General features: G+C 42.5%; 24 protein-coding genes. 12 read left to right on the top strand and 12 right to left on the bottom strand.

Going from position 1 to position 25,217, the window contains the following annotated elements; genetic code table 11:
- Positions 1-2: 2 nt before the first annotated feature.
- The 3 genes from BDE36_RS21095 to BDE36_RS21085 form a co-directional block, all read right to left on the bottom strand.
- A complete protein-coding gene (locus BDE36_RS21095; protein ID WP_141816388.1) occupies positions 3-398 on the bottom strand; it encodes a hypothetical protein in 396 nt (131 codons plus the stop codon).
- A gap of 74 nt (positions 399-472) precedes the next feature.
- Complete coding sequence (locus tag BDE36_RS21090) at positions 473-3,988, bottom strand: hypothetical protein (RefSeq protein WP_141816387.1); 3,516 nt, start codon at positions 3,986-3,988, stop codon at positions 473-475.
- An 11-nt stretch (positions 3,989-3,999) separates the two neighbouring features.
- Entirely contained in the window at positions 4,000-4,392 is a 393-nt protein-coding gene (locus BDE36_RS21085; protein ID WP_141816386.1) for a hypothetical protein, read from the bottom strand.
- 322 nt (positions 4,393-4,714) lie between these two features.
- On the opposite strand from BDE36_RS21085, the gene BDE36_RS21080 reads away from it, so the two are divergent.
- From BDE36_RS21080 to BDE36_RS21070, 3 genes are all read left to right on the top strand, one after another.
- Entirely contained in the window at positions 4,715-6,004 is a 1,290-nt protein-coding gene (locus tag BDE36_RS21080) for a DUF4861 domain-containing protein (protein ID WP_235904341.1), read from the top strand.
- A 434-nt stretch (positions 6,005-6,438) separates the two neighbouring features.
- Positions 6,439-7,419, top strand: a complete 981-nt coding sequence (locus BDE36_RS21075; RefSeq protein ID WP_141816385.1) for a hypothetical protein — start codon at positions 6,439-6,441, stop codon at positions 7,417-7,419.
- A 124-nt stretch (positions 7,420-7,543) separates the two neighbouring features.
- The gene (locus tag BDE36_RS21070; protein ID WP_141816384.1) at positions 7,544-8,839 is read left to right on the top strand and encodes a flavin monoamine oxidase family protein; all 1,296 of its coding nucleotides are present in this window, start codon (positions 7,544-7,546) and stop codon (positions 8,837-8,839) included.
- Between the two features lie 6 nt (positions 8,840-8,845).
- Here BDE36_RS21070 and BDE36_RS21065 read toward each other — a convergent pair whose 3' ends face one another.
- From BDE36_RS21065 to BDE36_RS21050, 4 genes are all read right to left on the bottom strand, one after another.
- The gene (locus BDE36_RS21065; RefSeq protein ID WP_244939632.1) at positions 8,846-9,505 is read right to left on the bottom strand and encodes a Crp/Fnr family transcriptional regulator; all 660 of its coding nucleotides are present in this window, start codon (positions 9,503-9,505) and stop codon (positions 8,846-8,848) included.
- A gap of 21 nt (positions 9,506-9,526) precedes the next feature.
- Positions 9,527-10,132, bottom strand: a complete 606-nt coding sequence (locus BDE36_RS21060) for a hypothetical protein (RefSeq protein ID WP_141816383.1) — start codon at positions 10,130-10,132, stop codon at positions 9,527-9,529.
- 155 nt (positions 10,133-10,287) lie between these two features.
- The gene (locus BDE36_RS21055) at positions 10,288-10,593 is read right to left on the bottom strand and encodes a winged helix-turn-helix domain-containing protein (RefSeq protein WP_141816382.1); all 306 of its coding nucleotides are present in this window, start codon (positions 10,591-10,593) and stop codon (positions 10,288-10,290) included.
- Positions 10,590-11,210, bottom strand: coding sequence for a hypothetical protein (locus tag BDE36_RS21050; protein ID WP_141816381.1), 621 nt, complete (start codon positions 11,208-11,210; stop codon positions 10,590-10,592). The genes BDE36_RS21055 and BDE36_RS21050 overlap by 4 nt, the downstream gene beginning before the upstream one ends.
- A 181-nt stretch (positions 11,211-11,391) precedes the next feature.
- Between BDE36_RS21050 and lpxK the strand changes: the two genes are divergently transcribed.
- The 3 genes from lpxK to BDE36_RS21035 are packed head-to-tail and all read left to right on the top strand — an operon-like array spanning position 11,392 to position 15,224.
- Positions 11,392-12,465, top strand: coding sequence for a tetraacyldisaccharide 4'-kinase (gene lpxK / locus BDE36_RS21045; protein WP_141816380.1), 1,074 nt, complete (start codon positions 11,392-11,394; stop codon positions 12,463-12,465).
- Positions 12,428-13,243, top strand: coding sequence for a purine-nucleoside phosphorylase (locus tag BDE36_RS21040; RefSeq protein WP_141816379.1), 816 nt, complete (start codon positions 12,428-12,430; stop codon positions 13,241-13,243). The genes lpxK and BDE36_RS21040 overlap by 38 nt, the downstream gene beginning before the upstream one ends.
- 10 nt (positions 13,244-13,253) lie before the next feature.
- Positions 13,254-15,224: a putative porin gene (locus BDE36_RS21035; RefSeq protein WP_141816378.1), complete on the top strand. Its 1,971-nt coding sequence runs from the start codon at positions 13,254-13,256 to the stop codon at positions 15,222-15,224.
- A gap of 199 nt (positions 15,225-15,423) precedes the next feature.
- Here the strand turns inward: BDE36_RS21035 and BDE36_RS21030 are convergent, their stop codons facing one another.
- Entirely contained in the window at positions 15,424-16,605 is a 1,182-nt protein-coding gene (locus BDE36_RS21030; RefSeq protein ID WP_202616942.1) for an asparagine synthetase B, read from the bottom strand.
- Between the two features lie 287 nt (positions 16,606-16,892).
- Here BDE36_RS21030 and BDE36_RS21025 point away from each other — a divergent pair, with 287 nt between their 5' ends.
- Positions 16,893-17,330, top strand: coding sequence for a peptidylprolyl isomerase (locus BDE36_RS21025; RefSeq protein WP_128770492.1), 438 nt, complete (start codon positions 16,893-16,895; stop codon positions 17,328-17,330).
- Between the two features lie 61 nt (positions 17,331-17,391).
- Positions 17,392-17,802, top strand: coding sequence for a DUF5606 family protein (locus BDE36_RS21020; RefSeq protein WP_128770493.1), 411 nt, complete (start codon positions 17,392-17,394; stop codon positions 17,800-17,802).
- Between the two features lie 344 nt (positions 17,803-18,146).
- On the opposite strand, the gene rlmH is transcribed toward BDE36_RS21020, so the two are convergent.
- Positions 18,147-18,620 carry a 23S rRNA (pseudouridine(1915)-N(3))-methyltransferase RlmH gene (gene rlmH / locus BDE36_RS21015; RefSeq protein WP_128770494.1) on the bottom strand — a complete coding sequence of 158 codons (474 nt, stop codon included), beginning with the start codon at positions 18,618-18,620 and terminating at the stop codon, positions 18,147-18,149.
- Positions 18,621-18,732: 112 nt separating this feature from the next.
- On the opposite strand from rlmH, the gene BDE36_RS21010 reads away from it, so the two are divergent.
- The 4 genes from BDE36_RS21010 (at position 18,733) to BDE36_RS20995 (ending at position 22,958) form a co-directional block, all read left to right on the top strand.
- A complete protein-coding gene (locus BDE36_RS21010) occupies positions 18,733-19,206 on the top strand; it encodes a methionine-R-sulfoxide reductase (RefSeq protein ID WP_128770495.1) in 474 nt (157 codons plus the stop codon).
- A gap of 264 nt (positions 19,207-19,470) precedes the next feature.
- Positions 19,471-19,875, top strand: a complete 405-nt coding sequence (locus tag BDE36_RS21005) for an acyl-CoA thioesterase (RefSeq protein WP_128770496.1) — start codon at positions 19,471-19,473, stop codon at positions 19,873-19,875.
- A gap of 112 nt (positions 19,876-19,987) precedes the next feature.
- Positions 19,988-20,731, top strand: a complete 744-nt coding sequence (gene fabG, locus BDE36_RS21000) for a 3-oxoacyl-[acyl-carrier-protein] reductase (RefSeq protein WP_141816377.1) — start codon at positions 19,988-19,990, stop codon at positions 20,729-20,731.
- Between the two features lie 154 nt (positions 20,732-20,885).
- A complete protein-coding gene (locus BDE36_RS20995; protein ID WP_141816376.1) occupies positions 20,886-22,958 on the top strand; it encodes a hypothetical protein in 2,073 nt (690 codons plus the stop codon).
- On the opposite strand, the gene BDE36_RS20990 is transcribed toward BDE36_RS20995, so the two are convergent.
- The 3 genes from BDE36_RS20990 to eno all read right to left on the bottom strand — a co-directional run bounded on the left by BDE36_RS20990 (position 22,959) and on the right by eno (position 25,214).
- Positions 22,959-23,438, bottom strand: a complete 480-nt coding sequence (locus BDE36_RS20990) for a hypothetical protein (protein WP_128770499.1) — start codon at positions 23,436-23,438, stop codon at positions 22,959-22,961. It abuts the gene before it with no gap.
- Between the two features lie 30 nt (positions 23,439-23,468).
- Positions 23,469-23,786 (bottom strand): FtsB family cell division protein, encoded by a 318-nt coding sequence (locus BDE36_RS20985; RefSeq protein WP_128770500.1) that lies wholly within the window; start codon positions 23,784-23,786, stop codon positions 23,469-23,471.
- 135 nt (positions 23,787-23,921) lie between these two features.
- A complete protein-coding gene (gene eno / locus BDE36_RS20980; RefSeq protein WP_128770501.1) occupies positions 23,922-25,214 on the bottom strand; it encodes a phosphopyruvate hydratase in 1,293 nt (430 codons plus the stop codon).
- Positions 25,215-25,217 lie beyond the last annotated feature (3 nt).

Raw genomic sequence — 25,217 nt, 5'->3', positions numbered from 1 at the left:
TGTTAATCCTTTTTTATTCCTTTGGCTGCCTGCCGCTCCGTGGACGGTATGATCTTTTCCATCTGTTCCGGGCTTAAAATGGCGCCTAGCTTCCGGTTCCGCTCCGCTATCAGGCTTTGGATCCCCGCTCTTCGGGTGTCATCACCGAGCGTTTTATCTGAGGCCAGAGCCTTCACGGATGCTTTAAAATCCGACTGCACTTTGTTCACTTGGTCTGCCTTAATGGAATCCACTTTCAGGATGCCTTTATAGTAATTGACCCGAATGTGTTTCTGTTCGGTGCTGCTGAGCATGCGCTGTTTCATTCGGACACTGTCGGGCCCGGTTTGAGCATTCGCTGAGTGAAATGAAGTGAAATATCCGATAAAAAAGGTGGTAAAAATCAAGAACGCTTTCATAACTTATTTTAAATTGATGCAATATGTTCGTGCCATTTCTATTTGTTATACTGTTGGTCTTTGCCGAATATAAATCAAGGTGTGTGATAGTGGTAATTATAGGCTTTAATCTGTTTGCCGTTCTGGTCTATGATTGTTTTAAGTCGTTGGGAACTGTCATATTCATAATATGTTATTTCTCCCCGATCATTAGTTTTACTTGTTATTCCTACGAGAGGGTCATAAGTGCACGTCTCCATGGCAGCATCTTCCGGACAAAGCCGGACTTCGTCTATTAGCATATTGCCATCAATATTAATACTTGTAGCCGCGGTGAAGGTTCTGCGAAGTTGAGTCCATCCTCTAAATGTATGCAGCGCTCCTGACCGGTCAGGTATCTCCGAACCTGCACTTATTATTGGAGTAGCAGAACCCTTTATCCAGTATGTTAATACATAGGTTTTTCCACTATTCAGTCCGGTAAGCATCAGAGGCCCGAGTCCAAGATTATACACCCTTCGTCCCGTAGGGGCTGTTACATCCTCGGTGGTTGTCCCTGCGTAGCTCCAATTACCCTTTTCTCCAGATTCAAAACTGGTATAAGCCACCTCTTTCCATGGGGCATTTTTAGCTGCAGCAACCACAAACCGCCCGTTGTACCCCCATATGTATGCCTCATTGCCGGATGTGTTTTGAGTGATTTCTACAGGATTGTTATAACTATCATATTCTTTATAATAAGCAACTTCCTTAAAACGGTCGTCTAACTGATAGCTGCTCTGATTAAAAGCAAGCGAGAACGAACTTGCAGGCGTGGATAGTTCCAAGTTATATGATTTATATCCCACTGGTGTCCCATTAGGCTGTCTTTTAAAAGTGTTACAGATAGCAGCCTTTACTAAATTGGCTGTAGATCCTGATTTTTGAATCAATTTATACGAAGAAATTTCTCTGTCTAAGATGTGTTTCTCCAGAAGAGCCGACAATCCACTGCTTTCCGTATATGCGGTGCCAAGGTTACCGATAGTGAAATCGAGGGTGTGCTTGTTTACCGTTGTTACAATACTGCCATCGCTGGCCGTAACCTTCACCTCTTTTAAAAGGTTGTCGTTGTACTGAGGATCATTATCATATGTGTATTCTTCCAATGTTGTCAGATAAGTACCGCTTGATTTATCGAGGACATCTGTTTGTTTGCTTTTCTGCTGATAGGGATACAAATAGTGTGCGTAAGAAGTGCCTTCCATCGCATTAACTTTATCACCACCAAACAGCCTCAATCCTCTTGATTGCACTGCTCTTGCAACATTAGCAGCCAGGCCAGGATTAGGTTGGTACAGATACTTTTCTTTTATTAAAGGCAAAGCCGACGAATTATCAAATGTCCTAACTTCCTTTACAAGTCCCCGTTCAAAGCTTTTCGATCCAAATGGCGAATACACTGACTTTTGCGGATCAATACTATTACCCTGAATATCCGGGTTCGTGTTAAAACCCGTAAAGTAATATTCTTTTCGGCCCAACCCACTCTGCTTTTCCGTTACTTTCTCATATGACACAATTCCCCCCGAAGTATTTTCCGTAGCTGGAATCAGCGATTCTGTAACAAACCGGTCCGATTGATAAACATTTCCATTAAAAAGAGATCCCTGATATCCTGGCCAGTAATACTGGACGTCGCCATTCAGTAGTCCGTCTCCATATTCGTAAAGAGTGGTGATATCCGGCAATCCATTTCCGCCCGACTCTCTTATTTGCTTAATACGTAAACCTCCGCCATTTTTTTCTGAGTCTAGTGGCGTGATATAAAAAGACCCGTCGCCAGAGTTACGACTAACAATTGCCTTATATTTATTAGGCTCGTAAGTAAATTCTTTATAGCCACCTGTAGGGTACGTTACTTTGTTAAGTATCCCCGAATAGAGATAGGCGTCAACGGGCTCCCGAAGGCCCTTATAATCAATGAGTGTTTGAAAATTATCAATATTTACTTGAACAAACCTGTTATTGAAATATCCCCAGTGATCGATCAGCATTGAATTGTATCCGGGCAACGACGATGAGTTGTCATAGCTAAAGTTATAGGGCTGCGGAATATTCGAGTCTTGCATACCTAACAGGCGAAGTCGCTCAGCCGTGCTATTCGAGTAGTTAAATGTCCAGCGCCTAGAATACTCCGCAGCCCCTTTTGGTTTCAGACCTATATAATCCAGTTTTTGCCATTTTAATTGGTCGAAATAGAGATCTTCAATATAGCCGTCATATCGGATTATAGTAAACCGTTCATCTGAATAGCGGATTATTTTGGGTTCCAGATTGGGATTGTAATACAGATTACCCAGCATAAGACGCGAATAAAGGGCAGGAGCGATATAATCACGGTCGTAATACCGGCTTCGGTCCAGTATATCCATGACAATAGGAACATAATTGTATTTCAGTTCCGTAGATGGACTTGAGACAAAATCCATACGAGAGTCTGATGTTTCAATATATTTAAGATAAGTGGGCCTGATGAACCTTCCGGCATATTCCTCCTTCGCCTCTTCGGTATATGAAGAAACACCTCCAAATAGCCAACCCATAAAACCTTTTGCACTTCCTCCCATTTTGTAAAAAGAGAAACTCCTGCCAGCTTGCATAATAGGGTATCCTCTCCCGTAAAACAGGTTGATAGTCGCTCCGGTAACAGGAGAAGTGATTTTCTTTAAATACCATGTAGTGAAAATTTCACTGAAGTAATACTGGTCAAAAATGTCAGCTGTGAACTCTACTTCGTCAAAAGTGTCTGATTCGTCATAGTCCTTTCCGTACATTCCATACTCATAAGTAACACCATCTGGTGTTGTAATCCGAAAACCCATAATACGTGCTATACGAGACCTGCAATACCGGTAAAAGATTCCGTCGTCTTGTACTGATGTAAAAGAGTTCGGATCGTTTGGGTTAAGAGGCACTTGAGGATCAAATCCAAATGGTATATTATAAACGATGTCGACATCTACTTTCAGGTCCGGATGCCCTTGCACTTGCACATAACCATTTTGAGTTAAGTAAAACTTTCCCGAATACCTGCCACAGTTAAAAACAAACTCGTCAGGTTCAGCTTCCTTCCAGAAGGTGTTAGGCTCACTGCCATCCTTAGCGAGACCGGTAATTTTAGAGTTGGAGTTCCAGTCGCTGCCTGCAAGCGTTCCGTAGTTATAGAAATATCCGACAGGCATAACAATAGTACCAGTGTTGTCACCATCAATGGTTAACACATAATCCTCCCTCCAGTAAGCTTCATCTGGTACACCACGGATATTTCTCGTGACCATACCCGCTGAAAGATTCCAGTTTTGCCCTACCCAGCCCGGATGCACATCTGGCTTTACCCCGTTTGAATTATAACTGAGTGATAAATCCAGTTTCAGGTCTTTATCCTCCAGCGTGTAGACGGGGATATTCACGCCTGCCTTTCCAATGTCGAGCGTTACCGGAGATTCTACTCCCGATTTAAAGACGGATGCATTGGGGCTTTGTATAGAATAGAAGAAACGGGGTGATTGCCCCCGTACTCCGGTTAAGATTAAACAAATACAAATTAAAATCAGAGAATGCTTTTTCATTTTTTTGATTTTTAATTGTCTGTTTCAGGTTTATACCATTTAAAAGCTTTTGCTTTCAACATTTCCGATTTATAGATCTTTCTAAAAAAAGATGAGTCCGTTTGGGTGTTGGCGGAAATCGGTTTACTTAATTGCCCCGTTTTTTGTCGTGCTTCCGACATTTTACCGTCAGAATTCTTCACAGCGGGTTTGATTACACTTATCTTACCGCTTCTTATGTCGTCTATAATCTTTGGGGTGAAAAGGGGAGAACGGTTGCTAACTGCCGAATGATCAGGAACCAAAGCCTTTAACGGCGAATGAGCCGTACTATCGTTAAACTTCCTGAGATGGATCCGGTTCTGGGCGAAGACAAAACTCGACATAAAAAAAACCGGAAGAATTAAAATGCATCTTCTTTTCATGGATATTAATACTATCGTTTATAACTGAATTGGAAATCAAACCCTTCTGCTTATCAAGCTCTTAAATCAAAAGTACAGGAAGGAATATTAATGAAAAGGCAATAGTACTTTATGTAATAATCTGAGGATGACATACACTTTTTTCAGGACACCTTATTCTTTGTTGTTTCCCGTTTTCTACTGATGTTTCTCCTGCTTGATTTGTAACTGTATGCTAAGGAACGGTAAACTGTTTATGTATTTTGCATATAAAAGCAATTTATCTATGTTTGAAGCCTGATAGTATTCCTGAAGTCGTAAACGCCATAATAGCCAGATGTCTATGAAATTTAAAACAAGACCCCTGTTTCCTCTCTTTGTACTAATGCTTTTCAGCTCTGCCGGATTATTTGCACAAAAAGCAAAGCAGCTATCTGTTTCAAATCCCTCTGATTTCTGTCGCCCGGATGAACTTATAGTACTTTCAAGAAAAATGATCGAAAGGAAGCTTGGTAAGATTCCCGAAGGTAATTACATCAGCATTATTGAAAGTGCAAACCGGCCTGTGGTCGTTCAGTTCGATGATATGGATAAAGATGAAAAGTGGGATGAAGCAGCTTTTCTTTATTCTTTTAAGCCCGGCGAGAAGGTGGTTTTTAATGTCTCCGTAACCGGCAGATTGCTGGGGAAGGCCGTTGTCCGTGCACACGTTCGCCAGAGAAGAAAAAACACCGATGCCACATTTGGTCCCGCGCTTGAACGCGACAGCGTCCCTGCAGGACAACCAAATACCGATTTCTCTCAACAGAAATTGCCTCCCTTTCTTACAGAAGGTCCGGCCTGGGAGAATGACAAAGTGGGCTTCCGCATTTATTTCGATGTACGTAATACGAAAGATATCTGGGGTAAAACAACTTCTAAAATGATGCTGGATACGGTAGGAGCGGATCCTTCAGATTCTTATCACCATCTGGCCGGTTGGGGAATGGATATTCTCGCTGTAGGCAAGTCTCTTGGCGCCGGTTCTCTGGCGATGTCCATGCCTCTTACAGGGAAAAAGGATACGTTAATCAGGCTTGGAGGGCAGAATATGGGGCCCGTTATTTATGAAAAGATAGCCGATGGACCGGTTAGAGCCATATTCAGGTTGCATTATCCGGATTGGAAGGCTTTGGAGTCGATTCCTGCCCTTGATCTGACCGAAGAAATAAGTATCTGGGGCGGACAGTATTTCTACGAAAGCAAAGTAAGTGTTTATAATGCTCCTGCAGGAGCCAGGCTGGTGAGTGGCATCGTTAATCTGAATAGTAAAAAGTCGACTCCTGTTGCAAGAGGAGGGGTACAGGGGCTGTTTACATACGACCTGCAGTCGGAAAATAAAGACCATCTTGGTATGGCGATTCTAACACCCGCCTCTCTCTGTGACGGGACGGGCACAACGCCTAACGAAGGAACGGATGTGAAAAATACCTATTATGTTAGTATGAAGATCTCTCCCGGAAGAACTTCTGATTTTAGATTTTATTCTGGCTGGGAGAAAAGCGACAAGATTTTCTCGGCCGAAAAAGGTTTTCGTGATTATATAGGTAATGAAGCTGTCAGGTATGGACAACCCCTAAATATCATTTGGTAGTTTACATGACCTACAGAATGCGGTTCTCTTAACCGCCTTTTCGGTAGGAATCTCTTTTGTTGGGCGTCTGTAGTCCAACCCTAACCCCGTTATCCCCCGGGTACCTATGAACCCATACCCAACCCATGCAAAGCCCATTATAAGTCCACCTTTTCATACAAAACGTGGGCTCACTGCTGGTTTTGTAATGGTTCTCTTTTGCAACATACTCAGCCGGACTACACGCCGGTGAGGGCTGCACCTCTCCAATGTTTTCATTTTCTGCATTTTATATCCGTTTTAAATTGCAGTTTTTTCTGCATCTTTTTCTTTTTATCGCCAACTTTACTCTCCGTGCAGGCAGGCATTTGCAAGACCTTAATATCCCGGACAGTGCTGTTTCCTTTACCGTATTGCTGATGGCTGGCTGCTGTAAAAGCAGAATAGCTTGATATATGGCAATTTTAGACACTAAAGGCGGTATCCACGGCAAGGCCGGGAACGTCATCTATCGCAGGTACAGGGGCATGACCATTGTTCAGGGCCAGCCCAAAAAGTTTCAGCAAACAGAGGCCAGCAGGGAGAGTTCCTCGGAGTTCGGCATGTCCAGCAGCTGCGGGAGGATCATCCGCGAGGCCTTCCTTCCGGCATACCGCGATCTTTACGACGGTGGTATGATCAACCGCCTCTCGCGGACAGTTTACCAGTGTATCCGCAACAGCCGCAGCAAGGGACGCGGGGAACGCGACCTGCACGACGGCGAGCTGGGTTTTCTCGAAGGGATGGAGTTTAACCTCCACAGCAGGCTCTCCGACTGCCTGAAGGTAAAACCGGCAGTGCGGCGTAATGAACAAGGACAGGTGCTGGTAAGCCTTCCAGAGATCAATGCCCAAAGAGATATTGTTTCGCCCTTTAAAACGGAGAAGATCGACCGGTACCGGCTGCGCTTCATGCTGGTAGCCTTCAATTTCAGGCAGGAGTTCTATGAATATGTGGGTGTAAAGGATGTGGAGATGGGCAGAGAGGAGAGGGTAGCAGCGCAGGAGCTGCTGTTTGAGGGAGAGGTGCCCCAGGGGAGCCTTTTGATCCTGGTGGCTTCGGTAAGCTGCCTGGATTACAACGATTATGAGCTGCGCTATGAGAGCATGAACACCAAAGAGTATAGTCCTGCGGCCCTAATCGCCACCTATCCATCTCAGGACGAAGCGCCTGCAGGTTACGGAGAAAAGCGTGTGGATGATGACGTCAGGGAGATGAAATCATCGGGGCGGCCCCAGCGGGTGTTTGACATGCTGGAATACTTCGGCAACGATATCCTGCGGGAGGCGATGTGGCCCAATGGGAAGAAGGTGCCTAAAAAGACGAAACCTCGGCAACGATCAAAGGCGGCCATAAACGATATCGCCTCATTGAATGGAAAGAGGGTGAAGTTTTGATAAATCCTTTATGATTGATACATTTAAACTTTATTGTTGATTGTAACAGTAGGCAGAGCACTGCTTGTGTTATATAGCAAACTAGTCGCTTCTCTAATTGTTGAAAACATATAATGATGGTAATATGCCACAATTTGATGTTCTTATAGTTGGCGCTGGTATCTCAGGCCTGGCTGCCGCCCGTAAACTAACCAGGGACTTTAAAAAAGTACTGATCCTCGAAGCTGCAGACAGGGCAGGAGGACGGATTGCAGATTTGCGGGAGCCCGGTTTTCCTCAGCCCGTGATGTTAGGTGCCGAATTTATACACGGGAAACTTCCGCTCACTATGGCCCTTCTTAAGGAGGCAGGAATCCATTATTATCCTGTTGATGGAAAAAGTGTAAGAATGTTTAAAGGCAAGGAACAGCGGGGAGACGAAGATGACTGGTCGCTTGTAATGGAAAAACTGAAGTCGCTGAAAGAGGATATCAGCCTGTCAGAATTTCTGAGCCGGTATATTGGCGGAGAGAAATATGAAGGGTTGAGAGAGTCGGTGCTGGATTTTGCTAAAGGATTTGATGCTGCTGACCCCGACTACGCCAGTTCGTTATCGCTCTCGAAGGAATGGCAGCAGGAAGAGGGCGAACAATACAGGATTGAAGGGGGATACGGCCGGCTGATTGATTTTATGGAGAGTGAATGTCTTTTGTATGGAGCCGAAATATGCTATAGAGAAACTGTAAAAAAAGTCAACTGGCGGACGGGCTTTGCCGAAGTTATAACTTCTTCGGGTAATTGTTATAGTGCTGAAAAGATTATTATTACCGTACCAGTCGGAGTGTTAAAGATGGAGGTGACTGAACCCGGTGCCATAGAGTTTAATCCTCCTTTGCCTGAAAGGATCGCACTGATCCGTTCAATCGGTTTTGGATCTGTCATAAAAGCGGTGCTGTATTTTGAAGGCGCCTTTTGGGAAGCGAAAACGGGTACTGATACAGGCTTTATATTTTCCGATGAAGCTTTTCCTACATGGTGGACACAGTACCCATTGAGCCATCCGGTACTTACAGGATGGCTGGGCGGTCCGGATGCCGAATCTTACCGTAATGCAACTGAAGACGAGCTGCTGGAAATGGCTTTACACTCATTAAGCAGAATATTTGATATGGAAAGGGCAGAACTAAAAAAATCTCTTTTAGCCTTTAAGATCTCTAACTGGGCCGCTAATCCGTTTGCAAACGGTGCCTATACCTATCCGACTGTAAGTGTTCCGCAACCCTCTGAAGTACTTGCTGCGCCTGTAGCAGACACGATCTATTTTGCCGGAGAAGCTGCCTATCAGGGTATTTACGGAGGAACAGTGGAAGCTGCTCTGGCCAGTACGCTGGGCCTGCTGAGTGGAAGTGAGGAATTGGAGATAACAAGTAGTAATTCCTGAAAAGCATCATTTAGGATTCCCTGTTACAATTTCTTTCCTGATGCGACTGAGCGACTTCGGGGCAATGCCCAGGTAATTAGCAATATGATAAAGTGGGATTTTTTGTATTATCTCAGGCTCATCATGAATTAGCTGGAGATAGCGTTCTTTAGCATCAGATATCTGAAGGTTCAATGTCTGCCTCACAATGCGCATAAAAGCATTCTCTGTCAATACTCTTCCAAGACGTTCTAGCTTTGGTATCTTTATATACAGCTCATCCAATACTTCACTCTGAAGCAAATACACCTCCGACCGCTCCAATGCGATAATATTCAAAAAAGACGGTAAATGGTTGAGGCGGCTGTAGATATCCGTAATCCAGTGCCCGGCAAATCCAAAATCAGTAGTGAAGCTTTCTCCGTTTTCAAGGAAACGTGAATATACAAAGCTTCCCGACCTGATAAAGCCAACAAAATCACAAATATTCCCCTGTCTGAGCAGAAATTGATTCCCTTGTACTTCTTTATAACGGATATGGCTGGAAAAGATATCCCACTCCTTTTCATTCAGATTGCATACTTTTAGTACCTGATCTTTCAGGTCGATGGCTGTTCCCATTATACCATCAAAGATACTGGTTATAAACGTGCCTTGAAATGGAATATACCGGAGTAAAGAGAACATTAGCCCGTAAAAATTGTCTGCTTACTGTTTCTCCCAAATTCTGAATCCTATGCGTATAACAGGAGAAATATCGGCATTAGGAATAGTATATCTTTCTCCGTTAAAATCACGACTTTTGTCGCTCCGCAAATACAGGTGTAATCCAGGCTGAAGGTATACATATTTGCCAAAGAAAAACTGGTAGCTGACACCTCCTCCAAAATCATTACTGCGTATGTTCTGTCTCCTTCCTGTGGCTTTCTGTTCTACAGCAAAAGTGTGCATTTCTACGAAAGTATAGGTTTCAAGATTTTTCCATATGTTGTATCCCAGAAAAAAGCCCGGCGAGGTTTTATAGAACCGTTTGAACGTATCCTTTTGATTATCCAGTCCGGCGGGCTCGGCATTGTAATCTCCTCCGTTGATGACACTTGCCCTGAGGCGAAACTTGCCATATCTATATCCAATAGCTGCATGAAACCCACCTGTAAAGAACATTGGAAATAAGGATTCTACCTCAAATGCTTGCTCTGCTTTATAATGTGGTATGTTCACCTTATGCTCGCCACAGCTTGTTGTATCCTGAGCTATTGAATAGTTTTGAAGAAACAGGATCCCCAGAATCATAATAAAATTGTGTTTTTTCATTTTGTATTGCTTCGTTATTTACAATACAAATTGAAGCATATTTACGACCTGATTTACTCCTCATTTGTTACCAAATAAGGGATGCCCTGATAAAATGTCATGTGCACTTTAGGCATGGTAATAAGGCGACTTTTATAAAGGAAGAGGGGGCTGAATTAATTCTTTTTTTGTTGCCTGATTAAATTTTCGAGGGCTTCAAGATGTTTTTTAAAAGCATTACGACCTGTCGCTGAAGCAGAGTAGCGGGTGTTGGGTTTACGGCCTATGAAACTTTTTTCTACAGTGATATATTGTTCTTTTTCCAGGGCTTTAAGATGGGAGGCAAGATTTCCGTCGGTTGCATTCAATAGCTCTTTCAGAGAGTTAAAATCGTAACTCTCGTTGGCTACCAGTACGCTCATTATCTGGAGACGCAGCCGGTTTTCAAAAGCTTTATCAAATTGTTCTAATGGAATTTTCACTTATTGTATTTAAAATGCATAACAGAGCCGTAAATTATATGGAGCAGGCTAAATCCGATTGTCCAGAATACTATTCCATAACCTGGAAGTAAGGCCGCTGCCAGGCCAAGAACAATCTCGAAGAACCCAAGCCATTTTACATCTGAAAAAGTGTAATGGCTGCCTGCGATGAGGGCCAGGCCATAGAATATCAGACAGGAAGGCGCTATGATACCATATTCCCCGCGGAGCAGCAGTATCAGGATAAAAAAGCCGCCTGTGAATAACGGGATTGACATGTTTACAAGTAATCGTTTGCTAACAGGATTCCAAACGTTTTCTCCTTTCTTACGAGCCTGACGGATGGTTAACCAAACCCCCGTAATGAGCGAAAGAACTAATACCGTTGCCGCGATGAAAAAGAGTTGCCATAAAATCAGAGGCTCGTTGATATAGAAGTCCCTGTAACCAAGACCAGCATTCCCGCTATAAACCAGTTTATAAGCGATGCCGGCGCCGATCAGCGCGTATATGCCCGCTAAAATGCCTGAGAGCCCACTCAGTGAAATAAATTTAGAGGATCGCTCCATCAAACTTCTGATAGAACTAAGCTCCGAATAAATGTCTTTTTCTTTCATTTGTAAAAGAACTTTGAAATGCAAAGCAATGATTTAATTTTTGAATTTGCAAGAATAATTTTCGAATGTTGGGAATACTTGCTATTTCTGGCATAAAAATCTGCCCACCTTTGCATATTAGTGTATTTGATGCAGCTGCATATTTGTTTGCAGCTCGTTAATTTAACCCTATTTTTACGGCATGCAATATTTGCGTCTTCTTTTGCTTCCATTTTCATGGCTGTACGGATTGATTATTTTGCTACGGAATGCTGCGTATGACGCCGGTATTTTTTCGTCGCGAAAATTTGATCTTCCGGTGATCTGTATCGGAAATCTTGCAGTAGGTGGCGCCGGAAAGAGCCCCATGGCTGAATACATTATCCGTTTGCTGAAGGATCAACGGAAAGTTGCAGTTCTTAGCCGTGGGTATGGGCGAAAGACTAAAGGGTTCAGAATCGTAGAAACTTCGGATACAGCGCAGCAGGCGGGCGACGAACCTCTTCAGTTCAGGCGTAAGTTTGTCCCGATCACCGTGGCCGTCGCCGAGAAGAGAGTAACTGGTATTGAGAATCTCCGCAACGATCATGAGGTGATTATCCTGGACGATGCCTTTCAACACAGGGCTGTCAAACCAGGTCTTAATATCCTTCTGTTTGATTATACGCGTCTTCGTGATTTTATGCTGGTGCTCCCCGCGGGAAATTTAAGAGAACCTTTTTGGGGAAGAAAAAGGGCGGATGTGCTGGTGGTAACCAAGACTCCTGAGGTGCTTTCACCCGAACACAAAACGTGGATGGTACGACGGCTCAAGCCTTTTAGTTATCAATCAATATATTTTTCTTTTCTTGAGTATGGGAACCTTATTCCCTTATTTGGAGAAGGGCAGGAAATTCCGCTCGATAAGATAGATCAGGAGACGCGGCTATTCCTTATTACAGGTATAGCCAATCCCTCTCCTCTGTTAAGTAAGCTGGAAGGCTATACCAATAAGATCAGTCATTACGATTACCCCGATCATCATCCTTTCAGCACGAAAAATATTGCTAAACTTGCAGAAGATTTTAAACAGGATAGAGCGGCCTTAAAGTTGATCGTCACCACTGAGAAAGACTCTCAGCGGCTGATGGATCCTGAGCTTACTGAACTTTTGTCGGCTCTCCCGGTTTATTATCTGCCGGTAAGGGCACGCATACATGAACCCGATGCAAATAAATTTGATTATTTAATAGAAAGATATGTTTCAGAACATTTACAGCACAACAGAGTACATTAAAAAACGTATCGGCGATTTTGAGCCTGAAGTGGGTATTATACTTGGAACAGGCCTGGGTGGGTTGGTGAGTGAAATTGAAATACAGCACAAGCTGATGTACACCAATATTCCTGATTTTCCCATTTCAACCGTAGAATTTCATTCCGGACGATTGATCTTTGGTACTTTACAAGGGAAGAAGGTTGTAGCAATGCAGGGACGACTTCATTATTATGAAGGATATGATATGAAGCAGATCACTTTTCCGGTAAGAGTGATGAAGGCGCTGGGGATTAAACATTTATTTGTGTCAAATGCGAGCGGCTCACTGAACCCTGAGATTGTTAAAGGCGATCTGATGATCATTGAAGATCATATCAACCTTCAACCGGATAATCCATTGAGAGGCAGGAATTACGATGATTTCGGTCCGCGTTTTCCTGATATGAGCAGGCCTTATAGTCAGGAAATGATAGAAAAAGCGCTTGAAATAGCAAAGGCTAATAACATTAGATGCAATAAGGGCGTTTACGTATCGGTGGCAGGGCCAAATCTTGAAACCCGTGCAGAGTATAGATATCTTCGTATAATTGGGGGTGATGCGGTTGGCATGAGTACTGTTCCGGAAGTTATTGTTGCAAATCATATGGGGCTTCCGGTGTTTGCTGTCTCGGTCATCACAGATGAGGGCTTTCAGACGAGTCCTGATCCGATATCCGTAGAAGAGATACTAAAGGTTGCTGAGGGAGCTGAACCTAAGATGACACTGATCCTTAAAGAGCTGCTGGCTACTTTATAATATATTTTTAATGAAATATTTATTAGTTGTACTTACGGGAGTGCTTATGCTGTTAGGGATCCAAGCGTTTGCACAGGAGCCGGTTAAGGCAGAGCAGGGCTCGGATCTGGATTCTCTTCGAAAGCTTGAGGAAGCGGCCCGTGATACACTCATCTTTAATTCGAAATATATCAGGTACACAAACCTTGGTTTGCTGAAAGACAGTACGCAAACGGTGCCCATCGATACCACTTTATATCGTTTTCATAACTATAATCCACTGAATCAGCCTGAAAGACCTACAGTCAACCTTGGGAATCTGGGTCTTCCATACAGGGAGATGCTATTTAACCCCTCGAAGACTATTGGTTTTGATCCTGGTTTTCATTCGATGGATATTTATCGCCTCACGCAGGACTCTCTGAGATATTACCGTGCCCGGACGCCATTTACCTCACTTTACTATGTCAATGGATCCACTGCCGAACAAATCCTCAGGGTGATACACACTCAGAATATAAAACCGAACTGGAATGTAGGTGCCAATTATTTTCGAATCGGGGCACGCGGAACATATCGTAATCAGAATGCCGACCACATGAATGCTGCTGTTTTCACCTGGTATGAATCACCAAAGAAGAGGTATAATATTATGGTGAACGGACTTTTCAATACGTTAAAGACGGAGGAGAACGGGTCGGTGCTTAACGACACCATATTCAATTCTACCAGCACTCTGGGAGCCGCGCAGGAAACGGTCAGGCTAAATAATTCAAGTGACCCGGTACGGCAGACGTCGAAGCAGAAAGGTTTCTTTTTGAAACAGTTTTACTATATCGGCAGGATTGATAGCCTTGTTAAAGATTCGGCGTCTAAGGTATTACCAACGCAGCGTTTGTCGCATTCTTTAAACTATACAAAAGACTTCTACCGCTTTTATAAAAATGACGCCGACCCTTATAATGTTTTCCCCGACATTGCCAATGATGCCGCTCTTGTTGTTGATACTACCACGGTGAGTAACTTCAGAAATGAGTTTATGTATAGTTTTTACCTCAGGGGGAAGGCTGTAAGCTTTATTAAAAATGAAGTGAAGCTCGACCTGGGATTGCAGCACGACCTTTACAAATATAATCAGGAGGGGTATGACCTGAGTTTTCAGAATATAACCTTCAAGGGCAATATCGGATACCGTTTCAGTAACCGTGTTACTATAAACGGGAACCTTCAGCAGGTTTTTCAGGGGAGAAACGCTGGTGATTTTCTTTATGAGGCGCAGGCACAATTTAACCTGAGCCGTTCAGTTGGCCGGATCATTCTGGGAGCCTATTCGCAGAATAAGTCGCCCGAACAAATTTATGATAGGTTGAATTATACTTATCACAACTGGGATAATAGCTTTGATAAGACCAAAATAAATAACTTGTCGTTCGCTTATGTTAATCCCAAATACCGGTTTAACCTTAAAGCGGAATATTTTCTAATGACTAACTATCTGTACCTGGCAGAAACTACATTCCCTAATGTAATAGAGCCCCGGCAGGAAGGGGGCAACATCAGTATGTTGAAGCTCTCGGCAGGTAAAACATTCAGAATGGGTAATTTCAACCTGGAAAGCTACGCTGTATACCAAAAGACAGATTATCAGGATTTGCTTAGGGTACCTGAGTTTTATACCTATAATAGTTTTTACTACGGCAACAGGTTCTTTAAGAACGCTCTTGCTGCAAATCTTGGGTTCGACGTAAAGATGAATACAGCTTTCCTGGCACCTTCATACGCCATAAATATTAGTCAATTCTATAATGGCTATCCTGCTAAATTCTCGTCATATCCTATCGTAGACGTGTGGGCGAGGTTTTCACTGCGGAGAGCAAATATATTTGTCCGCTATGATTACCTCAACCAGGGACTGTTCTCAAAAGGATACTATACAGTGAACAGATATCCTATGCCAAGCGCCCTGTTGAAATATGGCGTGAGCTGGAATTTTTACGATTAAAGCTGGTTGTAAGTAATAAGTTGTATGTAATAAGTATAAGATGCTTTATATCATTCTTTTACAAGAAATTAAAGCGATTTTGACTTTTGTCCTGGTGGCCTGCAACCCGCATCCTGCAACTTACAACTTACAACCTGCAACCCCAACCTATAACTCAACTCTCGCCCTGCTGATACATTCCGAAAGACACGGGCCTTCTTTATGTTTTTTGCTTCTTCTTTTTTGCTGCGGGAAACAGTACGTTGTTTAGGATGAGCCGGTATCCGGTGGAATTGGGGTGTAGACTAAGATCGGTAGGCGGGTCGCCAATAGCGTGCTGATAATCTTCGGGATCGTGCCCCCCGTAGAATGTCCATTGCCCTTTCCCAAATTCGCCGTGTATGTAACGTGCTTCATCTGCAATTTTTGTTTCTCCCATCACCAGTACATCCGGTTTGAGAACAGACTTTCTGAAAGCTGTGGTTTGTCCCATAAAACCCTTTACTACTTTGTCGTGATTCTGGGTTAGAATGGTCGGAATAATATCCCATTTAGCTGAAAAATCGAATAACGTAAAGAAGTCTTCTGTTTGCTGCAGCGTTCGTGACTGGGTTACATCGATATTCGAGAATTCATAATTATAGGGATTAAGGTCAATATTAAAGTTTTGAAAAGCGAATGTCTGGTTAAAATCCAATTTTGACTGAGCATTAGGGTCGGCGCCATCTCCATCAAACATGCTTTCGCAGATATCAGTCCCCTCGGCAGCAAGCGCTATATCAAAGCTATCGGTGCCCGAGCACATGGCGAAAAGAAAGCCGCCGCCAGCACAGAAGGCCCTTATAGATTTTGCCACTGCCAATTTCATTTGCGATACTTTCTTGTAGCCCAGTTTCCGGGCTGTAGCTTCCTGCAGCTTTACATCTTCAGTATACCAGGGTGCAGTGCGAAAAGCCGACCAGAACCGTCCGTACTGACCTGTAAAATCTTCATGATGGAGGTGCAGCCAGTCGTATTTAGGCAATTCGCCTTTCAACACTTCTTCATCATAGACTATGTCGTAAGGGATTTCAGCATAGGTAAGTACCAATGTAACTGCATCGTCCCATGGCAACTTGTTTTTTGGCGAGTAAACAGCAATCTTTGGCGCTTTTTCGAGCTTAACAATTTCCATGTTCACTTCGGGGTTGCTGATTTCCGTCAGAATAGCACTTGCCTTTGCGTCTGCCAGCACTTCATAGGATATTCCTCTGATCTTACATTCGCTTTCTACGTTTTGGTTGTAGTTCATCAGAAAACTGCCGCCTCTATAGTTAAGCAGCCAGTTTGATTCGAGCCCATTTTTTAATACCCAGTAGGTAAGGCCGTATGCCTTCAGGTGGTTCTTCTGTTCTTCATCCATGGGTATTAACATGGAAGCCGCCCGCGCACTGATCGTAATGAAAATCAGAAGTAAAACGATATTTAGTCTGCGCATGCTATTGATAACGAAAGATTACCATACAAAAGTACTTAAATGAAATGAGGTTGTATGTTGCAGGTTGAGGATAAGGAATGTAAGCTGTGTTTTAATAAACTGGTGAATGTTGATTGGCCGACAACTGCCATCTGATTACTAATTCTAAAAGTTGTTAGCTCACTGTCAATAGCCAAAAATTGTTAACTTTGCCGATTCAAAATTGAAAGATTATGAGTAAAGCGATTATAAGAACAGAAAAAGGAGACATGACCGTAGAGTTCTACGACAAAGATGCTCCGAATACTGTAGCGAACTTTTTGAAGTTGGCTAAGGAAAAATTTTATGATGGTGTTACCTTTCACCGTGTAATTCCTGATTTTGTAATCCAGGGGGGCGATCCAACAGGTACAGGAGCCGGAGGTTCGGGTACTCGTATTAAGTGCGAGCTGACGGGCGACAATCAGTACCATGACAGGGGTGTATTATCCATGGCCCATGCAGGTCGCGACACAGGAAGCTCACAATTCTTTATTTGCCACAGCCGGAAGAATACTGCTCACCTCGATAGGAATCATACATGTTTCGGCAAAGTTGTAGAGAACGTGGATGTTGTAGATGACATTCGTCAGGGCGATAAAATCCTGGGAATTGACATAATTGAGGAGTAAGAATTGAGTGAAGAGTATTGAGATAATCTAAATACTCACACCTCATATCTAATATAAAATCATGAATTTAAGAGGAATAGTATCCGTTTCGGGTAAACCGGGATTGTATAAAGTAATAGGACAGAATAAATCAGGCTTCGTGCTTGAGAGTCTTGATGAACAGAAATTAAAGCTTGTAGTAAATCTTTCAACGTCTAAGATGGCCTCTCTCGAGGATATTACCATTTTTGGTGAAGATGATGACCTGAAGTTAATCGAAATCTTTGAACGAATAAAAGAAAGTTCATCTGTGCCTGATGCGAAGGCTGACGGTAAGAGCTTACGGTCATTTTTTAGGGAAGTTGCTCCAGGTCACGACGAGGAGAAAGTATATGCCTCCGATATTAAGAAGATAGTCAACTGGTTTAATATCTTAAAGGAACTGCCCCTCTTTGCAGAAGAAGCACCTGCTTCAGCTGCTCCGCAGGATTAAGGCAACTGACAGTTGACAATGGAAAGTTGACAGTGGACAGTTGACAATTGAAAATGAAGAAATATAAAATAGTACATTATAATGGTTAATTGAATAGAGCATATAATTTCATAAATGCATTTTCCTATTCTCTGTCCATTGTCCACTGTCCCTTGTCAACTGTCCATTATCAATTGTCCACTGTCAATTGCTTAAAATAAATAGACAATAGCCATTCCTATCAACAGTCCTATAACGAGGAAAATCCAAAAGCGCTTTTGTTCACTTCCCGTGTTGCCTCCTCTGAACCTGTAATTTCTTGTGTATTTTTTCGGATCGATCTGCATAACTTACTAACGTAGTTTTTATTCGTGATGGTATGGCTCACCCTTTAAAATGGTAAAAGCCCTGTAAATTTGTTCAACAAAAAACAAGCGCACCATTTGGTGAGAGAAAGTCATTTTCGACAGAGATATTTTGCCGCCTGCCGCCTGGTAAATAGTATGGTCAAAGCCATAAGGACCGCCAACAACAAATACCAGGTTATGGATACTCCCCAGCATTTTTTTGTTAATAAAGCCAGCAAATTGAGACGACGTGAATTCTTCTCCCCGTTCGTCGAGCAGGATAAGGTGATCGGCAGGACTGACGAACTTTCTAATCAATTCCGATTCTTTTGTTTTTTGCTGATCCTCGCTGAGATTCTTCGTGTTCTTCAGCTCAGGAATTTCTACTATACTGAAATTGATATAGTGTTTAAGCCGCTTGGTGTATTTTTCGATTCCCTCCTTAAGATATTTGTCTTCCGTTTTCCCAAGTACGAGGAGAGTAATTTTCATGACAGCAAAAGTACATGATTCTGTTCATAAGCTAAATAGGTAGTAGAATTGTAAGATCTTCTCATTCAGATATCAGAGACGCCTTTATTTCGTTATATTGTAAAAAACGGGAATGAAAAAAACTATCTGTTTGTTATACTGTCTCTTACTTGCAACTCTTTATTCGTGTGGGCAGGATAAAAAGGTTAAAAGTGATCAACCTGTAAAAACTACTAAAAATATGAATTATAATAAGTTAACTCCGGAGGAAGAACGGGTTATTATTAACAAGGGAACTGAATACCCTGGTACTGGGGAATATTTGAATAATAAGGAAAAAGGGACTTATACCTGTAAGCGGTGTAATGCTCCTCTTTATAACTCGGAAGATAAATTTGACTCTCATTGCGGATGGCCAAGTTTTGATGACGAGATAAAAGGAGCCGTTAAAAGAGTTCCGGATGCCGATGGCCGAAGAACAGAGATCGTTTGTGCGAATTGCGGCGCGCACTTAGGACATGTTTTTTTGGGAGAAGGCTTTACATCCAAAGATACTAGGCATTGTGTGAATTCAATTTCTATGAACTTTGTTCCAGCTGGGAAGTAGAGGAAGTTTAAAGTAGGAGGTTTAAAGTAGAAAGTTAAAAGCTGAAAGTTTAAGGTAGCCCCTGCTTTCCTTTAGGCTGACTGCTAAAAGCCTGCAGTAAACAGCTGGCAGCCTTTAATATAACATCCAATTGACCTGGCTTCCGCTTTTAGCGTTCGCCATTTGCTTTTAACTTTCTACTCTGAACTTTCTGCTTTTCGCTCTGAACTTTTAACTCTTAACTTTCAACTTTCCGCTTTCCCCTTTTGACTATCTTTGTGGTAAATGAATATTGAAGAACGTATAGAAAAATCGGAAACACGGATGTTTAAGCCTGTGTTTGCTACAAATACCAATCATTATGATACTCTTCATGGTGGTGTTGCTATGCATATGATGGACGAGGCCGCTTTTATCGCAGCTACCCGTTTTACGCGTCTGCCTGTAGTTACTGTTTCCTCAGATCGTATCAATTTTAATAAACCCATTCCTTCAGGAACGATCGTTGAACTGGTGGCAAAAGTTACAGAAGTGGGAAGAACCAGTTTGAAGGTAGGTATTGATATATATGTGGAGCAAATGTATGAGGAACATAGGGAACTGGCTATTCATGGCGTTTTAACTTTTGTCGCTTTGGGTGAAGACAAACGGCCGGTTTCTATCCTCGAGCACCTGGAGAGAAATGTGTAATTCTGCGTGCTCCGGTTCACTTTGGAGAGGGAATCAGTTGCGGTTACATGTGAATGTGGCCCGGGCACTAATATTAAAAAAATCTTAACTTCGTGCTCTATAATTATTCTTTATGAAATTACTTGAAGGAAAAACAGCTCTCGTTACCGGGGCTTCAAAAGGGATAGGCCGGAAAATTGCGGAAAAGTTCGCAGAGCATGGCGCTAACGTTGCTTTCACATATCTTTCTTCTGTAGAGAAAGGACAAGCCTTAGAACAGGAGTTGCAGCAGGCAGGTACTAAAGTGAAGGGCTACCAGTCTGATGCCTCTAAGTTTGATGCTGCTGAGAAATTGATCAATGATATTGTTGCTGATTTTGGTACGCTTGATATCGTTGTAAACAATGCGGGAATAACCAAAGATGGTTTGTTAATGCGAATGAGTGAACAGCAATGGGATGAGGTGATAGAGGTGAACCTCAAATCAATTTTTAATGTAACCAAGGCTGCATCCAAAATTATGATGAAGAACCGTAAAGGTGTATTCATCAACATGAGTTCTGTTGTGGGCGTACAGGGTAATGCGGGCCAGGGCAATTATGCTGCGTCTAAGGCTGGTATTATTGGATTTTCAAAGTCAATGGCAAAAGAACTTGGTTCAAGAAATATCCGAACAAATGTTGTTGCCCCCGGTTTTATTAAAACCGAGATGACAGAGGTACTCGATCCCAAAGTGGTAGAAGGCTGGGAGCAGAATATTCCTATGAAGAGAGCTGGCGAAACTGATGATGTAGCTAATGTTTGTGTTTTCCTTGCATCAGATATGAGTGCTTACGTTACCGGGCAGGTACTGGCCGTTGACGGAGGAATGCTGTAAACTTTATAAACTTCGGCTTTTAGCCGAAGTTTTGCCTTTGGCGGTTGGCCATTAGCTATTGGTTAAGCAGAAATAAACAAAGATTAATTTTAACAGAGACGCTACAAATGCTATTTGCTTACTGCCAATAGCTTATTGCTAAGAGCTTATTTTTATGCTTCAGTTGAGTGGTGTTTCTTTTCTGTGGTTACTGTTTAGTCTGTTACTCGGAGCAGGTTATGCTTTCGCTTTATACAACAGGAGGAACTCCATTTCTACGGCCGCAAGAGCCTGGTTATTCACATTCCGGTTTTTAACTGCCGCAGTTATATGTTTTCTTCTGTTTGCTCCTTTTGTTAAGCAAACCGAAAGGATAACAGAAAAACCGCTGATTATTTTTGCTCAGGACAATTCGGCCTCTTTGAATGTTTCAAAGCCTCTGAACTTTAATTTGGCGGCTTACTCTGCTAAAGTTAAAGCATTACAATCTCGTTTTGCTTCTGCATATGAGGTACGTTCGTTTACCCTGGGATCGCAGCTTAGGCCGGGAAGTTCTTTCCATTTCAATGAAACTACTACAGACATCAATTCCTTTTTTCGTTTTATAAACGACCGGTTTGCTAATCGCAATATAGGCGCAGTTATTCTTGCAAGTGACGGTATTTATAATCGCGGAGGCAATCCGCAATATGAGGCCAGGGCTTTAAAGGCTCCGGTTTTTACCATTGCTTTAGGCGATACTATTCCCAGGAAGGATCTCCTGGTAGCTAACATAAACTATAATTCGATAGTCTGGTCGGGTAATGACTTTCAGGCAGAAGTGAGCATAGAAGCACATCAGAGCCTGGGAATGAGGAGCCGCTTAACGGTTTCAGATAAGGATGGACAGGTTTTCGGGAAGGAAATAGAGATACGGTCTAACGAGTATCAAGTAACCGTACCGGTTACGTTACATGCAGGGAAGGCGGGCATTCATCGTTTTACGGTCGCGCTCTCACCTCTTCAGGGTGAACTTTCAATAGAAAACAATAAAGAGGACTTTTTTGTAGAAGTGCTTGAAGGAAAAGTTAAAGTATTTATACTGGCTAACTCTCCGCATCCGGACATTGCCGCATTAAAGCAGGCTATAGAGTCAAACAAAAACTATGAAGTCAGCAGCGGACTAGCTTCAGGGGCAGAGGCTGGGGGTATGAAAGATGCGGATCTTTTGATCCTTCATCAGCTTCCTTCTGTTTCTGTACCTATGCAAAGCCTTATTCGGAAAATGCGCGGGAAGCCGGTTTTGTTCATTACGGGTGCCCAAAGCAACATTCCCGCGCTTTCCCAGTCACAGCATCTTCTCGAAATAACGTCTGCAGGAAGTATGCTCGAAGCAACAGCCGGTGTGAATAGTGATTTCCATACATTTGTAATTCCTGACGGGCTTGCAAAGCAGCTATCTGCCCTAGGTCCTTTAGTCTCACCGTCGGGCAGCTACAGGATAAAATCTCCTGCATCCATTTTTCTTTATCAGCAATTAGGCAGCATTTTATCAGACCGGCCTCTCTTGCTGTTTTCTAATACTTCAGAACAAAAGGTTGGCGTTCTCGCCGGCGAGGGAATATGGCGATGGAGGCTCAATGAATTCAGGCTTAGAGGGAATCATAATGCAACAGATGCATTGCTTGCAAAATCGGTGCAGTACCTGTCTGAAAAGGATGATAAGAGAAAGTTCAGGGTTTATACAGCTCGTAATGCATTTGATGAGAATGATCATGTACTTTTGAATGCTGAATTGTATAATGACGCAAATGAACTTATAAATACTCCCGATGTTTCGGTGGTGTTAAGCGGCAACGGAAATAGAAAATTTCCTTTCCAGTTTTCCAGAACCAGTAATGCGTATGCTCTCGATGCAGGATCCTTGCCTTCGGGAGAGTATTCTTTTGGAGCGGTAACGCAGTTAGGAGAAAGGAAATACAAGGCAGAGGGGAAGTTTATCGTGTCAAAAGAACGCGTTGAATTGAGACAGACAATCGCAAATCATCAGCTTTTAAATGTTTTAGCGAAGCAAAGCGGAGGTGAAATGGTAATGCCTGACGGCATAGATGACTTGTATGAACGTGTTTCGAAAAATGAGCTGGTAAAGACTATTTCTTATGAGAACAGGACATTCGAAGAGATGATAGATATGAAATGGATTTTTGTTATGATTATTGTGTTGCTGAGCACCGAATGGTTAGTAAGAAAACGGAGCGGAGAATTATAATCAATTTTGGGTGTCTTTTTTGAAAAGATAAAAGGAGAGACTTTGGTGCTTGTTTTTCCAAACGCCTTCAATGACGTCTTCAGATGTTTCCCTGCCTTGAAATAACGAAACGTATTGTTTTCGGCTATTATAACATTTTAGATTCCATATTTTGGTTCCCGGGTCAAAACTGCCTGTTAATGTATAGGTTTTGCCACTTACAGACTCATAGTAGCTTCCTTTATACTGCTCAATGCCGGTCGTTTCGTCAGAATTAGCTCCTCTCTTTTCTAAAGGATGGAGAGTTAATTTGATATATGAGCGCCCCTTAATTTCTCCAATGTAGTTAAGCGCGGAAGCGGGTTGAATGAGCGTTGTAGTTTTATCGAGGATGATTAATTTCCTGGAAGCACTGCTGTCAGCCTGGGCAAATACCTGGGCAGTCGAAAATGAAACGACCGCAGTTAAGACGGTAATAGCAGATTTACCAGATAAACTCACAACTTAGTTTTAAATGCAATATATCGAAGATCAAAACAGAGTTTTGTCCTCTTCTTTATCCTTTTCGGGAATAAGAACATAAACATCCTCGTTTGCTTTCTTCATCAGGTATTTTTCGCGGGCAAATTTTTCAAGCTTTTCCCTGTTTGTCGTTAGCTCTTCAAGGTCCTTCTTTACCCGGCCGGTCTCCTCGATATAAAAGTCTCTTTCTTCCTTTAGTTTATCAAGCTGAGCCCGGTATTCGGCCTGCGACATCAGGTCATTCCTGTCAAAAAACATCATCCAGACCACAAAGACTGTTGTAGAAAGGAAGTATTTATTACTGAATAAGCTGAGCACCCTCTTCATATAACAAATATATAAAAATAATATTGAGATATTAGTTATGAGATATCAGTGTTGATCTCATAAAAAAGGGGACCAGTAACCGGCCCCCTTTTCTATTATCTAAAATCTCAAGACTCAAGTCTATCTTGAGATATGCTATTTCACAAACTTGAAATCTTTGCCTAAGAAACGTGCAGAAGCACCAAGTTCTTCCTCAATACGGATTAACTGATTGTATTTTGCAATCCTGTCTGAACGTGAAGCTGAACCAGTTTTGATCTGACCGCAGTTTAATGCTACAGCTAAGTCGGCAATGGTAACATCTTCTGTTTCGCCAGAACGGTGAGACATCACTGAAGTATAACCATTAGTTTGTGCTAATGATACTGCATTGATAGTTTCAGTTAATGAACCGATTTGGTTAACTTTTACAAGGATCGAGTTACCGGTTTTGCTATCGATACCTTTTTGAAGACGAGTAACGTTAGTTACAAATAAATCATCACCAACTAATTGAACTTTGTCGCCGATTTTGTCAGTTAACAATTTCCAGCCATCCCAGTCATTTTCGTCCATACCATCTTCAATAGAAATGATAGGGTATTTCTGAGTTAATTGAGCAAGGTAATCTGCTTGTTCTGCACTAGTGCGTTTTGCACCTTTCTCACCTTCAAATTTAGTATAATCGTAAATGCCGTCTTTGTAGAACTCAGAAGAAGCACAATCAAGAGCTAAGAAAATATCAACACCTGGTTTGTAACCTGCTTTTTCAATCGCCTTTAAGATAGTTTCAGCCGCATCTTCAGTACCATCGAAAGTCGGAGCAAATCCGCCTTCGTCACCTACTGCAGTAGATAAGCCTCTGTCATGAAGGATTTTCTTAAGGTTATGGAAAACTTCTGCACCCCAACGTAATGCTTCAGAGAAAGAAGGAGCACCAGCTGGCATGATCATGAATTCCTGGAAAGCGATAGGAGCATCAGAGTGAGAACCACCATTGATGATGTTCATCATTGGGATAGGAAGCGTGTTAGCATTAACGCCACCAATGTAACGGTAAAGAGGCTGACGGCTTTCTTGTGCTGCTGCTTTTGCAACTGCTAAAGAAACACCTAAAATAGCATTTGCACCAATTTTACCTTTGTTCTCTGTGCCGTCAACTTCGATCATTAAAGCATCGATCGCATTTTGTTCAAATACATCCATGCCTTTAAGCTTCTCAGCTAATATTTCGTTTACATTTTTAACAGCATTTAAAACACCTTTACCCATGTAAGTTGCCTTATCGTTATCACGAAGTTCAACAGCTTCATACATACCTGTTGATGCACCTGATGGTACTGCTGCACGGCCAAGGATACCATTTTCTGTAATTACGTCTACTTCAACAGTAGGATTGCCCCTGGAGTCGAGTATCTGACGGGCATGGACATCTAAAATTAAGCTCATTGT

The sequence above is a fragment of the Arcticibacter tournemirensis genome, from assembly GCF_006716645.1.
Lineage (GTDB): Bacteria > Bacteroidota > Bacteroidia > Sphingobacteriales > Sphingobacteriaceae > Arcticibacter > Arcticibacter tournemirensis.
This window is presented reverse-complemented; position numbering and strand designations above follow the sequence as displayed.